The sequence below is a fragment of the Pseudomonas sp. genome, from assembly GCF_002796985.1.
GTDB lineage: Bacteria > Pseudomonadota > Gammaproteobacteria > Pseudomonadales > Pseudomonadaceae > Pseudomonas.
In genome coordinates this window covers 790,479-805,283 of record NZ_PEKX01000007.1, presented here as the reverse complement: position 1 = coordinate 805,283, position 14,805 = coordinate 790,479, and the positions used below count along the sequence as shown (strand labels likewise).

Genomic DNA, 14,805 nt, shown 5'->3' with positions numbered 1-14,805 from the left:
CTTACTGGCCAATGATCTGGACTTTGGACAGGCCGATGCTGCCCAGCCCGGCGAGATTGAGGGTCAGCTCGCCACCGTTCTGCCCCAGGGTCACGCTATCGACGTTGGCTGGCAGGAAGGTGGTCAGGCCGTAGGTCTTGCCCTCGTAGTTGGTCTGCGCTTCGAACTTGTAGCGGCCGGGCGGCATGAGATTGCCGCTGGAGTCCTTGCCGTCCCACATGAAGCTGACGTTGCCGGCGGTCTGCTGGCCCATGTCGACGCGGTTCACCAGGGTGCCACTGTCGTCGTAGATGTTGACCCAGCTGTTGGACGTGGTCACCGGCAGGGTGTAGGTGCCCTTGAAGGTTTCGGCGGTATCCACCACCGATTTCTCGGTCGGCACGATGACCTTGCGGCCCACCAGCGAGGAGGCCTGCAGGGCCTGGGATGACTGGTAGTTGGAGAGCACGCTGTCCATGCTGGTGTTCAACGACTGGATGCCTTCCACGGTGCTGAACTGCGCCAGCTGGGCAATGAACTCGCCGTTCTCCTGGGGCGACATCGGGTCCTGGTTGTTCATCTGCGCCACCAGCAGCTTGAGGAACTCGTCCTTGCCGAGGTTGCTCTTGCCAGCCGTGGCGGTGCCGCTGCTGTCCTTGTTGACCGCATACTGGTCCAGAACCGAGCTGGAGCCGTTGATGCTGCTGTTATCGATGCTCATCGTGCTCTTTCCTCAGCGCTTACTGACCCAGGGTCAGGACCTTCTGCATCATCTGCTTGGCGGTGTTCATCATTTCCGCGTTGGTCTGGAACGAGCGGCTGGCGGAGATCATGTCGGCCATCTCCTCCACCACGTTGACGTTCGGGTAATAGACGTAGCCGTCCTTGTCGGCGGCCGGGTGGTTCGGCTCGTAGCGCGGCACCAGCGAGCTCTTGTCTTCCACCACGCCCAGCACCTGCACACCGGAGCCGGCCTGGTCGGTCTCGCCGAACAGCGACCCCTGGTCGCCGCCACCCTGGGCTTGCTGGAACATGGTGGCGAACACCGGATGGCGGGCGCGGTAGGTCTGGTCGACGCTGGAGGAAACGGTCTCGGCGTTGGCGATGTTCGATGCGGTGGTGTTCAGACGGGTGGTCTGGGCACTCATGCCGGTTCCGGCGATGTTGAAGACACTGGCGAGCGACATGGCGATTACTCCCCGCGCAGGGCGTTCATCAGCCCTTTGAACTTGCTGTTGAGGAAGGTGAACGAGGCCTGGAACTGCACGGAGTTTTCCGCGTAGTTGGACTGTTCGATCTGCTCATCGACGGTGTTCTGGTCGATCGACGGCTGGGTCGGATTGCGGTACTTGAGCGACTCGTCACCGATGCCGAAACCATCCGCGGCAATGTGATGCGCGTTGGTCAGGGTGGCGCTGAAGCTACCGTTCTTCATCTTGTCCGACTGGGCCGCCAGCACCGAGGCGAAATCCAGATCGCGCGCCTTGTAGTTGGGCGTGTCGGCGTTGGCCAGGTTATTGGCCAGGACTTCAGCGCGCTGGGAGCGGAAGCTCAGTGCTTGCTGGTGGATGCCGAGGGCTTTGTCGAAGCTGATGCTCATGGTCGCGAACCTGTTTGCCGGTGTGGGCTTGCGAACACTTCAGCAAGGTGCGTGCCATATTTTAATTTCCTTTATAATCAAGGCGTTGAGGAAATTCCAGAAGCGGCAAGGGGCGGCAAACAGCGGCAAAGCGGCAAGTGCTTTCCTTGCCGCCGCAGGCAAGGCGGCAAGCTTGCCGCTGCGTTTTGCCGGCACCGTCCTGGCCTTTCGCAGGAACGAGCTTGCTCCGACAAGATCAAGAACCCCTCACCCTAACCCTCTCCCGCAAGCGGGAGAGGGGACCGTCCGGTGCAGGATGAAACCACAGCATCAGCTGGCACGATCTGCCCCCTCTCCCTTTGGAGCGGGGCGCGCAGCCAGGGCAGGGGTGAGGGGGCGCGCTGGCACAGATATCCCAGAAGAAGACAGTTGCTCCTACCTGAAATCCGTGCCAAGGCTTGCCCTCACCCTAGCCCTCTCCCAGGGGGAGAGGGGACAGTTCAGAGCAGGATGAAACCATGGCGTCAGCCGGCAGGTTCGGCTCCCTCTCCCTGAGGGAGAGGGCTGGGGTGAGGGGGGAAACACAGGCACGGACTATCCAGAGGAAGACAGTTGCTCCTACGATAATCGCGGCGGATCGAACCTGGAAACGCCCCGGCTCCCATGCCAAGGCCTGGCCGCCGGAGCCGCAATGAAAAACCCCCGGCGTCTCCGCCGGGGGTTTCTCGCAGGTGCCGAATCGCCTGCGTGGAGCGGCCAGCACCCTTCGGGCAAGGGCCTGCGCCCTCGCCCGCCGTGCTCAACTCAGCGCACGGCCTCGAACAGCCCGGTGGCGCCCATGCCGCCGCCTACGCACATGGTCACGATGCCGTAGCGCAGGTTGCGGCGCTGCAGTTCGCGCACCAGGTGGCCAACCTGGCGCGAGCCGGTCATGCCGAAGGGGTGGCCGATGGAGATGGAGCCGCCGTTGACGTTGTACTTGTCGTTGTCGATGCCCAGGTGATCGCGGGCGTACAGGCACTGCGAGGCGAAGGCTTCGTTGAGCTCCCAGAGGTCGATGTCGCTGACCTGCAGGCCCTTGGCCTTGAGCAGCTTGGGCACCGAGAACACCGGGCCGATGCCCATCTCGTCCGGCTCGCAGCCGGCGACGGTGAAGCCGCGGAAGAATGCCTTGGGTTTCAGGCCCAGTTCCAGCGCCTTGTCCAGGCTCATGATCAGGGTCATCGAGGCGCCGTCGGAGAGCTGCGAGGCGTTGCCGGCGGTGACCGAGCCGTCCTCGGCGAACACCGGCTTGAGCGAGTTCAGGCCTTCGAGGGTGGTCTCCGGGCGGTTGCAATCGTCGCGGTCGACTACGCCGTCGAGCACCTTCTTCTCGCCGGTGGCCTTGTCTTCCACCAGGTACTTCACGCTCATCGGCACGATTTCGTCGTCGAACAGGCCTTCGGCCTGGGCGCGGGCGGTGCGCTGCTGGCTCTGCAGGGAGTACAGGTCCTGCTGCTCACGGGTGACGTTGTAGCGGCGGGCGACGATCTCGGCGGTCTGGCCCATGGGGTAGTAGATGCCGGGGAACTCGTCCTTCAGGCGCGGGTTCACGAAGTTGTCGAGGTTCTGCTTGCCCATGGTCAGGGTGATGGACTCGACGCCGCCGGCCACCAGGATGTCGCTGCAGCCCGAGGCCACCTGGTTGGCGGCAATCGCGATGGCCTGCAGGCCCGAGGAGCAGTAGCGGTTCAGCGTCATGCCGGCGACGTGGGTGCCCAGGCGCGACAGCACGGCGGCGTTGCGGCCGATGTTGTGGCCCTGGGCGCCTTCGTTGGAGCCGGCGCCGACCACGCAATCGTCCACCAGCAGCGGGTCGAGGTTATTGCGCGCCAGCAGCGCGTCGATGCAATGGGCGACCATGTCGTCCGGACGGGTCATGTTGAATTTGCCACGGAAGGACTTGGCCAGGCCGGTACGGACGCTGTCGACGATCACCACTTCGCGCATGGGAAACCTCATTGCTTGTTGTTGGAGGAGGGTTTGGCCCCGAGCATAGGCGCCAGTGAGGACGCAGGGCGACGATCATTCACCAGCCGTATAGCCGTGCCCCGTCCCTTGTTGGGCAGGCGCAAACGAAACCGCCGCCCAGGGGCGGCGGTTTCGGCTTGCGTGACGCGACTCAGACGGTATCGGTCTTGATCGCGTGGTCCCCGAGCAGGCCGTTGAGCACGGTCTGCGTATCCCCTGCCGAGAGCACGCCGTTGCCGACATGGCCCGCGTACTTGGCGGAGAGATCGACGTTGGCCAGGTCGACGGTCTGGGTGACGGCGCCATTGCTGGTGGGGCTGACGCCGATGGTGGTGGTGCCGGCACTGACCGAGAAGCTCAGGTAGTGCGCCAGCGACGACGCCGTGGCGGCCTCCCCTTGCAGCAGGTCGGCGAAGTTCAGCACGTCATGCTCGGCGATGTTGAAGTCCTTGATCACATCGTGGCCGGTATCGCCGGACTTCCAGATGAACTCATCCGCCCCGGTGCCGCCGTACAGGATGTCGTCGCCGGGCCCGCCGATCAGCTTGTCGTTGCCGCCCTGACCGAACATCAGGTCATTGCCGGCGCCGCCTTCGAGGATGTCGTCGCCGCCGCGGGTATCACCGGCGACGTTGAGCTGATCCGCGTGCTGGATGATGTAGTTGCTGATCGTGGCCGCCGTCGGCGCCGTGCCGTTGGTGGCGGTCAGGTAGTCCACCAGTCCCTGGAAGCCCTGCCCGTTGTGCGTGCCGGCAGCATGCCCGGCCCAGGCCAGCTGGTCGGTGTTGATGACATCGCCGAACAGGATGTCGTTGCCTGCGCCGCCGACCAGGTGGTCGTTGCCCACGCTCACCGGTGTGCTGGTGCTGAAGCCTTCCTGCAACGCCGCCTGCAACTGCTCGGCGGTGTTGATGATCTGCGGCTGGCCGACCGTGTTGGAGAGGTTGGTGCCATCGACATTGGTCACCACGGTGCCGGTGGTATTGGTGTTGTCGAAGTAACGCAGGTAGTCGCTGTTGATGCCGTTGCCGATACCGATGGCATTGACCGATACCGAGTCGCCGCCGATGAGGGTGCCAGCGTGGTGCAGCATGTCGTTGCCCGAGGTGATCGCGACGTTCATGTCGTTGTAGCTGGTGCTGCTGCCACTGCCGGAGTTGCCGTTGTAGACGGTCGGGTTACCGTCGGTGAGGAAGAACGCCAGGTTGACGTAACCATGGGCCGCATCGGCGTGGTTGGTGCCGACCTGGGTGTTGAACCATGCCGAAGCCTTCTGCATGGCATCGTCATAGTTGGTCGCACCGCTCGCACTGAGGGCGTTGATCGCAGTGATGAGCAAGGTCACGTTGGCCGCAGTCAGACCGTTGTAGCTGACGCGGGTGGCGCTGTCGCTGAACGATACCAGGCTGACGTTGATGACCCCGTCGTGGCCCTTGATGGCGTTGACCAGGTTGACCAGCGCGTTCTTCGCCAGGTCCATGCGCGACAGGGTCCCAGTGCCGGAAGCATCCCTCATGCTGGTGGAGGTATCGACGATCAGCGAGATGTTGTAGTTCTTGCCCGGCTGGGTATAGACCGACACCCCGCCCGGATCGCCGATCAGCACGTCGCTGCCACCGCCACCGCTGATGGTCCCGGCCTTGTCCACATCCTGCGGGTTGGGCAGAGTGTGCTGGGTGCTGGAGCCATCGAGGTCGCTGCTGTTGCTACCGACCACCAGCAGCGGCTGCGGCGTGCTCAGGTCCACGCACAGGTTCAGCCCGGTGCTGTCGCCATCGCCGTCGGTGATGCCGACGTGGAAGTTGAGGTCGATATCGTCAGGCAGGACCGACTGCCCGGCGGAGACGGTGACGAGGCGGTAGTCGCCGCTGTTGCTGCTCAGTACCACGCTGTTGAAGCCACCCTCGGACAGCTGGAAGGCCGAGCCGCTGGTGAAATGACCATCAGTCAGCAGGTTGAAGGAGGCCGAGCTGTTTTCGCCATAACCGGCCGGCGGCGAGAAGGTGCCGGTTGCCAGCACGACACCACCGTCGCCCAGCACTTTCCAGCTCAGCACGTCGCTGGTGGAGAGTTTCTGCACGTCGAAGCTGACGTCGTAGATCTTCTCGCTGAAGGCGATGTTGAGGTTCTCGCCGGGGGTGATGAGGTTGTTGCCGCCCACACCCATGCCGTTGTCGGAGGGGTTCACGTTGCCGTTGGGGCTGGTGAAGACCACCGTAAGACCATCGGAGGACAGACTGACGGAAGGCCGCGGGCCGCCGGCGGAGACCTGGGTCAGGTCGTACTCCACCGTCGAAATCGGCCGCGAGTTGAGTACTTCGAAGCTGTAAGTGCCGTCACCGTTGACCTTGATGACGAAGAAGGCTTCGTTGGAGTCGTCGTAGGCGGTCAGTTGCGAGCCGCCACCGGCCAGTTGGGTGACCACATAGGTCAGGCCGTCCGGCGCGGTATTGCCGCTGAGGTCGAAGGCACCGCGGCCGTCACCGCCAAAACTCACGTCAAGCGTGCCATTGAGCACGAAGCCGGGAACCTCGGCGACGTCCTGGCAAGGCGGTTCGCTGTGCACCACCGGCAGGTCGTCCTGCACGTTGATCACCAGCGAGCCACTGCCCAGGCTGACCGGATCGCCGTCGCCGTCGGTGGCCTTGATCACGCCGCCGAGGTTGAGCGCCAGTTGCTCGGCATCACTGCCATTGTGCAGCGGATGGTCCAGCGGACCGACGAGCTTGAACTCGTAGTTACCCGCCGCATCCACCGACAGGGTAAAGATGGTCTTGGCACCGGCCGTGGCGGTCAGCAGATTGCCGACCACGCTGTAGCCCAGCTCCACGCCACCGGAGCGCAGGTGCTGCGAGATCAGCGACGAGTAGTCGCCGGTCAGCGAGAACGCACCGGGGCCATCCGCACCGAAGTTCACCAGGGCGCCGAGCGAACCCTTGGCCACCGTGGTGTCGCTGGCGCCGTCGGGGTTGCCATTGGGCAGGGCATCTTCCATGACCTGGCCGGTCAGGCTGCCGCCCGCAATGAGCGCCGGGCCGTCGTCCTTGAACACCAGCTTGTCGCCCAGGTCGATGCTGGCGGACTTGTGGTCGCCATCGCCGTCGGTGATGGTCGCCACCAGGGAGATCTTGTTGCCCAGCGGGCTGACCGAGTCGTCGGGGTTGGTGGCGTCAGCGTGCTTGAATGCCATTTGCTGGTCGAGCTTGAGCTCGCCGGTAGCGCTGTCGAGGGTCAGGCTGAACGCAACCGCGCCGCCAGTATTGCCCACGCGGCCCTCGACCAGGGTATCGCTGACCTTGACCAGCACGATGCTTTGCCCGCTGGTGGTCTGCAGCCCGCTCGCGGTGCCGCTGGTGGCGGAGAGGCTGTAGCCCACGCTGCCGCCGTCGGCGCCGGTGCTGGAGGTAAAGGCGCCGCTGAAGTTGCCGCTGGCGTCGGTGGAGAGCACCGTTTCATCCACCGTCAGGGTCGGTGCATTGTCGGCGTTGGCGTTGATGCTCGGGGCATCGTCGTGGAACACCAGCTTGCTGCCCAGGTCGATGGAGGCGCTGTCGCTGTCACCTTCCTTGTCGGTGATGGTGCCGGTGAGGGTGATCTTGCCGATGGCGATGCTCAGGGTTTCATCGTCGCTGTTGCCGTCGGGATGGATGAAGGCCACGCGCTGGTCGAGGGTGAGCGCACCGCCATCGGGGCGCACCACAAAGGCGATGGCGCCTGTGCCTTCCACCTTGCCGACGACGCCGTTGCCATCGTTGAACAGCAGGATGCGTGCGCCACCCGCGCTTTCGCGCAGGCCACTGTCGGTACCATCCACGGTGCTCACTTTGTAGCTGATCGCACCAGCGCCGTCGGCACCGAAATCAGTGGTGAACAGCGTCGCCACGTCAGGCGCTTCGACGCGGGCGTTGCTGGCCAGGTTGGACTCGTCCACTTCCAGACGAATGTCGGCGTCCGTGCACGGCTGGATGCTCGGGCCGTCATCGAGGAAGGTCAGCTTGCTGCCCAGGTCCACGCTGGCCGAAGCGTGGTCGCCGTCGCCATCGGTGATGGTCGCAGTGAGGGTGATCTTGTCAGTGCCGATGCTCAGCGGATCATTGGCATCGGTGATCACCGGGTGCACCAACGCACGCTGCTGGTCGAGGGTGATCGCGCCGTTGTTGGCGGTCACGCTGAAGGCCACCAGATTGGTGCCCTCCACACGGCCTTCCACGCCGTTGGCGGTGTTGTAGAGGAAGATCTTGCTACCGGTGGCAGTGTCCCGCAGGCCACTGTCGGTGCCGTCGGTGGTGGTGACCTTGTAGGTAATACCGCCGGCACCGTCATTGCCGAAGTGGCTGGTGAACAGCGCCGTTACATCGTTAGCGGAAGCCTGGGCGTCAACACTCAGCTTGGTCTCATCCACCGTCAGCCGGATATCGGCGTCGGTGCACGGCTCGATGCGCGGGCCATCATCGTAGAACACCATCTTGCTGCCCAGGTCGACATGGGCCGACGCCTTGTCGCCGTCACCATCGGTGATGGTGGCGGTGAGGGTGACCTTGCCGCTGTCCAGGCGCAACGGTTCGTCCGAGTCGGCGGCATCCGGGTGTACCAGGGCCAAACGCTGGTCGAGCTGCAGGGCGCCATGGTCTTCGCTGACCACGAAGGCGATGGCATTGCTGCCCTCGACGCGGCCGACCACGGTGTCGTTCTCGTTGAACAGCAGGATGCGATCACCGCTTGCGGTTTCACGCAGGCCACTGTCGGTGCCATCCACGGTACTGACCTTGTAGGTGATGCCTCCCGCGCCATCGGCGCCGAAGTGCGACTCGAACAGCAGCGAAACCAGGCTGTTCTCGACGCGGGCATCGTTGTCGAGGATGGTCTCGTCCACCTCCAGGCTGATGTCGTAGATGCTGGACGGGGCAATGCTCGGGCCGTCGTCGAGGAAGGTCAGTTTGCTGCCCAGGTCGATGTGGGCACTGGCGCTGTCGCCATCCTTGTCGGTGATGGTCGCGGTCAGGGTGACCTGGCCGCTGAGGCTCAGGGAATCATCGGGGTTGCTGGCGTCCGGGTGCGCCATGGCACGCAGCTGTTCCAGGGTGACCTTGCCGTCGCCATCGACGAACACGCGGAAGACCACGGTGCTGGTGCCCTGCAGGCGGCCTTCGATACCCGCGTCGGTGTTGTACAGGTAGACCTTCTGGCCGGTCGCGGTGTCCTTCAGGCCGGTGTCGGTGTTGTCGGCCCCGGCCAGCTTGTAGGTGATATCGCCGGCGCCGTCCGCACCGAAGTGGGTGGTGAACAGGTCGGCCACCGAGGCGCTGCTGGTGTCCGGCGTACCGAGGTGGGTCTCGTCGACGCTCAGCTTGATGTCGACATCGTTGCACGGCGCGATGCTCGGGCCGTCGTCGAGGAAGCTCAGCTTGCCGCTCAGGTCGATATGCGCCTGGGCACTGTCGCCGTCCTTGTCGGTGATGGTCGCCGTGAGGCTGATGCTGTTCGAATCGAGGCTGACGCCTTCGTTATGGCTGTCCGGATCGAGGTGTACGACGGCGCGTACCTGGTCGAGGGTGACTGTGCCGTCCTGCCCCAGGGTCACGCGGAACGCAACTGTGCCGCCTTCACCGCCCACACGGCCTTCCACTCCCGTGGCGGTGTTGAAGAGGAAGATCTTGCTGCCGGTTTCGGTGTCCTTCAGACCGCTGTCGGTGTTGTCCTGGGTCTCCACCTTGTAGGTGATCCCGCCCGCGCCATCAGCGCCGAAGTGGGAGGTGAACAGGTCGGACACCGTGATCGAACTGGTGTCGGTCACGCCCAGCTCGGTTTCGTCCACCGTCAGCTTGATATCCACGTCCGCGCACGGCGCGATGCTCGGGCCGTCGTCGAGGAAGCTCAGCTTGCTGCCCAGGTCGATATGCGCGGAGGAGCTGTCGCCATCCTTGTCGGTGATGGTGGCGGTCAGGGTCAGGGTGTTCGGGTCGAGGCTGACGCCTTCATTGGCATCGCTGGTTGGGTGAACGACGGCGCGCACCTGGTCGAGGGTGATCTTGCCGTCCTGCCCCAGAGTCACGCGGAAGGCGACTTCGCCATTTTCACCGCCCACGCGCCCTTCCACACCGTTGGCGGTGTTGAACAGGAAAATCTTGCTGCCGGTTTCGGTGTCCTTCAGGCCGCTGTCGGTGTTGTCCTGAGCCTCGACCTTGTAGGCGATCCCGCCCGCGCCATCGGCGCCGAAGTGGGAGGTGAACAGGTCGGACACGCTGGCCGTGCTGGTGGCATCCAGATTGAGCTGGGTTTCATCCACCGTCAGCTGGATATCGTGCTCGGTACTCGGCGCAATGCTCGGGCCGTCGTCGAGGAAGCTCAGCTTGTCGCCCAAGTCGATCTGCGCGGTGGCGCTGTCGCCATCCTTGTCGGTGATGGTGGCACTGAGGGCGATCTTGCCGGCCAGATTCAGCGCATCGTTGGCATCGTCGGGATCGCCATGCGCCAACGCGCGCAGCTGTTCCAGGGTGACCTTGCCGTCCTGGCCGATGGTCACGCGGAAGGCCGTTTCGCCGCTGGTTTCCAGGCGCCCTTCCACACCGCTGGCGGTGTTGAAGAGGAATATCCTGCTGCCGGTTTCGGTGTCCTTCAGGCCGCTGTCGGTGTTGTTGGCGGCTTCGAGCTTGTAGGTGATCGAACCCTGGCCGTCCGCGCCAAACTGGCCGTTGAACAGCTCGGCCACCGAACTGGTGCTGGTCGCCGGCTGACCGAGGGTGGTTTCGTCCACACTCAGGTGCAGGTCGCCACCTTCGATGGGCGCAATGCGCGGGCCGTCATCGAGGAAGGTGAGCTTGCTGCCCAGGTCGAGCCCGGCACTCTGGTGGTCGCCGTCGGCGTCGGTCACTGTGGCGGTCAGGCTGATCCTGCCTTCGCCCAGGCTCAGCGGATCGTTGGCGTCCGTGCTGTCCGGATGGACCAGCGCACGTACCTGATCGAGGGTGATCTTGCCGTCCTCACTCAGGGTCACGCGGAACGCGACTGCGCCATCCACGCCGCCCACGCGGCCTTCAACACCGTTGGCGGTATTGAAGAGGAAGATCTTGCTGCCAGTCTCCGTGTCCTTCAAGCCGCTGTCGGTGTTGTCGGTGGTGCCGACCTTGTAGGTGATCGAGCCGGCGCCGTCTGCGCCGAACTGGGCATTGAACAGGTCGCCCACCGCTACCGTGCTGGCGGCGTCCTGGCTCAGGTCGGACTCGTCTACCGTCAGGTGCAGGCCTTCGCTGCTGCCCAGCGAAATGCTCGGGCCGTCATCGAGGAAGGTGAGCTTGCTGCCCAGGTCGAGCCCGGCACTCTGGTGGTCGCCGTCGGCGTCGGTCACCGTGGCGGTCAGGCTGATCTTGCCTTCGCCCAGGCTCAGCGGATCGTTGGCGTCCGTGCTGTCCGGATGGACCAGCGCACGCACCTGATCGAGGGTGATCTTGCCGTCCTCACTCAGGGTCACGCGGAAGGCGACTGCGCCATCCACGCCGCCCACGCGGCCTTCAACACCGTTGGCGGTATTGAAGAGGAAAATCTGGCTGCCAGTCTCCGTGTCCTTCAGGCCGCTGTCGGTGTTGTCGGTGGTGCCGACCTTGTAGGTGATCGAGCCGGCGCCGTCCGCGCCGAACTGGGCATTGAACAGGTCGCCCACCGCCACCGTGCTGGTGGCGTCCTGGCCAAGACTGGATTCGTCCACCGTCAGGTGCAGGCCTTCGGTGTCGCCCACGGCGATGGTCGGGCCGTCATCGGTAAAGCTCACCCGGCCGCCCAGATCGATGGAGCTGCTGGAGGACACGCTGTCGCCGTCGCGGTCGGTGACCGTCACGTTGCCCTGCAGTTGCACCAGGCCGGAGTCGAGCACGGCCTGCTGGCTGGCGTAGTTGCCGTCGCTGCCCGGCAGTACGTGGTCCACGGCGCTGAACTGGGTCAGGGTGACCACACCGGTGCTGCCATTCACAGACAGGCTGAAGACGGTGTTCTCACCGTTGACACCAGCGGCGCTGGCGGAAGTGGAAGCGACAATGGCGCCGCCCACGCTGTACAGGTAAATAGCTGCGCCGCCGCTGGTCAGCCCCGAATCGGCGCCGTTGCCACCAACCAGGTTCAGGCCATAGGAAAGCTGGGTGGTGCCGGCGCCGTCGCCGCCGTAGTTGGCGGTCACCTGGAAGGCCGAGCTGTAGTCGGCGGTCGAGGTGTCGAAGGCTGCGCCGGCGGTATTGGCGTCATGGGTCTGCAACAGCACGTCCACGCCGTTGTTGGTGGACAGGCTGGCCTGCGGCGCATCGTCGACGACGCCTACGGTCAGGCTGCCGCCGGCCGGGGTGCCGTTGCCATCGGTGATGGTGTAGGGAATCTCGAGGGTCAGGGTGTCTTCGCTGCCCTTGTCCGGGTGGTCCAGCGGCTGCTGCAGATTCAGCTCGAAGGCACCGGTGTTGATGTCAGTGATAGTCAGAGTGAACACCGGGGCGCCGTTGGCGCTACCGGTGAGGGTCAGGCCGTCCGGGCTGACGCTGTAGGTCAACGGCACGCCGCCGGAAGTCAGGTTCGGCAGGCCGGCGGTACCCCAGGAGAAGCTGCCGACACCGTCGGAACCAAAGCTGTAGCCCAGGCTGCCGGTGAAGGTCGAACCTTCGCCCGCGCCGTTGGGCAGGCCGCCGGGCAGGCCGGCCTCGAACACGCTGGCCGCTCCCGGTCCGGCGCTGGGCACGCCATCCGGCGGAAGCACCGGCGGTTCAGCCTCGGCGCGTACATCCGGCGTACCGTCGAATTCACGCAATGGCAGCGGACCTGAACCGATCGGCCCGGTGGGGAAACCGATATCCGGATCGAGGTGCCCGCCGACTTCAGTGAGCAGAACGAAAGAGTGCCCGCCACCGGGTTTGCCGTTGGCGGCGCCCGCGGCGCTCGGGCCAGCGGCGGTGGCCTCAGCGGCCTGGGTCGGGTCGACACCCGCAGCGATGGCGGCCTGCAAGGCCTTGACGTCGGTGACGTCCTGTTGCGTCGGCGTCGCCGGCTGTTGCTGGGCAACCGCCTGGTCACCCTGATCCGACTGGTGCGCCGCGGAGAGCATCTGCGCGGTCATCGGCAGGGCGCTGTCGCGGCCCAGCGTGATCTCGCCGCCACCGGCGATCTTCAGCGCTACCGCGCCATTGGCGCCGGTGACCAGCTGCTCACCGACAAAAACCTTGTCTCCCTGTTCCAAAGGACGACGCGATCCATCGGCGGCTACCGCAAACACTTCGCCGATTACCTTGCTGACGACACCCATCAAAGTAGCCATGAGTCCTTCCTCCGCTGCACATCCAGCGCCCGGTTCCACCGGCACGCAATTGACCGAAACAGGCCATGGCACGCTTGTATCCGGATGCTGCGAAGAAAGTTGCGAAGGGAGCAAAAAGGACTGCTAGCGTTTTTGCATCAAAAAGCCAGCGACAATTTTTTGTCATGCTGGCCACGCGTTTCTTGTCCTTCTGCGGTGGTCCCCGCCCTAACTGCTACAAACCGTACCTGGCTTCTTCTGCAAGCACCTGCTCCGGCCCATACCCAGGAAACACGAGGGCTTGCACGTTCAAACAATGTGCTGCTTTTCACAGGGCTCATAAGACTTTTTCCGAATAACCCTTGTGAAAAATTCTTCTGAGCTTCTCGAAAAGTTGTTCTTAGCTCTGATGTTACAGGCGTGAAACGCTTGATAAGAGAAAAAAGCCAATAAATTGGCGATCCGAGAGCATCGAAGGACGAGAACACCAGGAGCAAAGCCATGCGCAGTCGTAACGCGGCATTATGGAGCGGTGTATTTTTGGCGGTGTCGGGGACTCATGGGCAGGCCATGACGCTGACCGAAGCTATACAAAGCACGCTGCAATACCACCCGGAAATCAGCCAGAGCGTAAACAGCCGCCTCACCGCGGATGAAGAACTGAAATTCGCCAGGGGCGGCTACCTGCCCAGCGTCGACCTTCTCGCGGGCTATGGGCGCGAGAACACCGACAGCCCCAGCACACGCGCCCTGGGTAACCACAACGACGAAACCCTGACCCGCGGCGACGCGGAAATCCGTCTGCGGCAGATGCTGTTCGACGGCTTCGGCACCCCCAACGAGGTCAAGCGCAACGAGGCCAATGTCAATTCCAAGGCCTTCCGCATCCTCGGCACCTCGGAAACCGCCGCCCTGCGCACCGTCGAGGTCTACCTCGACGTGCTCAAGCGCCGCGAGATGGTGACGCTGGCGAAGAACAACCTGCAGGCCCACGAACGTATCGGCGACCAGATCCGCCTGCGCAGCGAGCGCGGGGTCGGCAGTACCGCCGACAACGACCAGGCCATCGCCCGTCTGGCCCTGGCGCAGAACAACCTCTACACCGAGGAAGTGAACCTGGCCGATGCCGAGGCCAGCTTCTATAGCGCCACCGGGCGGATGCCCGACCAGCTGGAAGCGCCCTCCACGGTGAAGGCGGACCTGCCACCGGACCTGCTCGAAGCACGCCAGGGCATGCTCAATGAAAACCCGCTGCTGAAATCGGCGCAGGCCGACGTCAACGCCGCCGAATCCCAGTACGAGGCGGCCAAGGCGCCCTTCTACCCGCGCTTCGACGCCGAACTGGCCAAGGCGGCCAACAACAACGTCGACGGTGACGAGGGCCACTACAACAGCTGGGAAGCCCAGGTCGTGATGCGCTACAACCTGTTCAACGGCATGCGCGACAAGGCCCACCTCAACGCCACCTCGCACCAGATCGGCGAGGCCCAGGACATCCGCAACAACGCGCTGCGGCTGCTCAACGAGAACCTCTCGCTGGCCTGGGACGCGATGGAAAACGCCAAGAAGCAGACCCAGCCGGCCCGCGAGTACGCCGACTACACCCGCAAGGTGCGCGAGGCGTACCAGCAGCAGTTCACCCTCGGCCAGCGCACCCTGCTCGACCTGCTGGACAGCGAGAACGAACTGTTCACCGCCAACCGCCGCTACACCGAAGTGCGCTACACCGAGGAATACTCGATGTACCGCGTGCTCGGCAGCATGGGCGGACTGCTGCGCTCACAGCATGTGGTAGCGCCGCACGAGTCCGTGGCCCTGTCGGATGTGAAGAACGAGGCACGCCTGCCTGACCTGAAATAAGAAAGTCGCATGCGTCCGTCACTGTGCCCCGCGCCGCCCGGTGTCGGGGCGACGGCCGTGAAGCGACACGACAGGGCACGGAGAACCCGACGACCGGCCTGCGCCAGCGAAC

General features: G+C 64.3%; 7 protein-coding genes. 1 reads left to right on the top strand and 6 read right to left on the bottom strand.

Annotated features, from left to right (window positions below; translation table 11 throughout):
- Position 1: 1 nt before the first annotated feature.
- The 6 genes from flgD to CTR55_RS09345 form a co-directional block, all read right to left on the bottom strand.
- Entirely contained in the window at positions 2 to 700 is a 699-nt protein-coding gene (flgD, locus tag CTR55_RS09370; protein WP_296285643.1) for a flagellar hook assembly protein FlgD, read from the bottom strand.
- Positions 701 to 719: 19 nt separating this feature from the next.
- Entirely contained in the window at positions 720 to 1,166 is a 447-nt protein-coding gene (gene flgC / locus CTR55_RS09365; protein ID WP_017520252.1) for a flagellar basal body rod protein FlgC, read from the bottom strand.
- A gap of 5 nt (positions 1,167 to 1,171) precedes the next feature.
- Positions 1,172 to 1,579 carry a flagellar basal body rod protein FlgB gene (gene flgB / locus CTR55_RS09360; RefSeq protein WP_296285639.1) on the bottom strand — a complete coding sequence of 136 codons (408 nt, stop codon included), beginning with the start codon at positions 1,577 to 1,579 and terminating at the stop codon, positions 1,172 to 1,174.
- Positions 1,580 to 2,362: 783 nt separating this feature from the next.
- Positions 2,363 to 3,547 (bottom strand): thiolase family protein, encoded by a 1,185-nt coding sequence (locus tag CTR55_RS09355; protein ID WP_296285638.1) that lies wholly within the window; start codon positions 3,545 to 3,547, stop codon positions 2,363 to 2,365.
- 172 nt (positions 3,548 to 3,719) lie between these two features.
- Positions 3,720 to 12,854: a retention module-containing protein gene (locus CTR55_RS09350; protein WP_296285636.1), complete on the bottom strand. Its 9,135-nt coding sequence runs from the start codon at positions 12,852 to 12,854 to the stop codon at positions 3,720 to 3,722.
- 137 nt (positions 12,855 to 12,991) lie between these two features.
- Positions 12,992 to 13,336 carry a hypothetical protein gene (locus CTR55_RS09345; RefSeq protein WP_296285634.1) on the bottom strand — a complete coding sequence of 115 codons (345 nt, stop codon included), beginning with the start codon at positions 13,334 to 13,336 and terminating at the stop codon, positions 12,992 to 12,994.
- Between CTR55_RS09345 and CTR55_RS09340 the strand changes: the two genes are divergently transcribed.
- Positions 13,335 to 14,693 (top strand): TolC family outer membrane protein, encoded by a 1,359-nt coding sequence (locus tag CTR55_RS09340; RefSeq protein WP_296285632.1) that lies wholly within the window; start codon positions 13,335 to 13,337, stop codon positions 14,691 to 14,693. The two genes, CTR55_RS09345 and CTR55_RS09340, sit on opposite strands and share 2 nt — an antisense overlap.
- Positions 14,694 to 14,805: the final 112 nt, after the last annotated feature.

Coding starts and splice junctions, on each gene's coding strand:
- flgD (WP_296285643.1), bottom strand. CDS start 700: ATGAGCATCGATAACAGCAGCATCAACGGCTCCAGCTCGGTTCTGGAC.
- flgC (WP_017520252.1), bottom strand. CDS start 1,166: ATGTCGCTCGCCAGTGTCTTCAACATCGCCGGAACCGGCATGAGTGCC.
- flgB (WP_296285639.1), bottom strand. CDS start 1,579: ATGAGCATCAGCTTCGACAAAGCCCTCGGCATCCACCAGCAAGCACTG.
- CTR55_RS09355 (WP_296285638.1), bottom strand. CDS start 3,547: ATGCGCGAAGTGGTGATCGTCGACAGCGTCCGTACCGGCCTGGCCAAG.
- CTR55_RS09350 (WP_296285636.1), bottom strand. CDS start 12,854: ATGGCTACTTTGATGGGTGTCGTCAGCAAGGTAATCGGCGAAGTGTTT.
- CTR55_RS09340 (WP_296285632.1), top strand. CDS start 13,335: ATGCGCAGTCGTAACGCGGCATTATGGAGCGGTGTATTTTTGGCGGTG.
- CTR55_RS09345 (WP_296285634.1), bottom strand. CDS start 13,336: ATGGCTTTGCTCCTGGTGTTCTCGTCCTTCGATGCTCTCGGATCGCCA.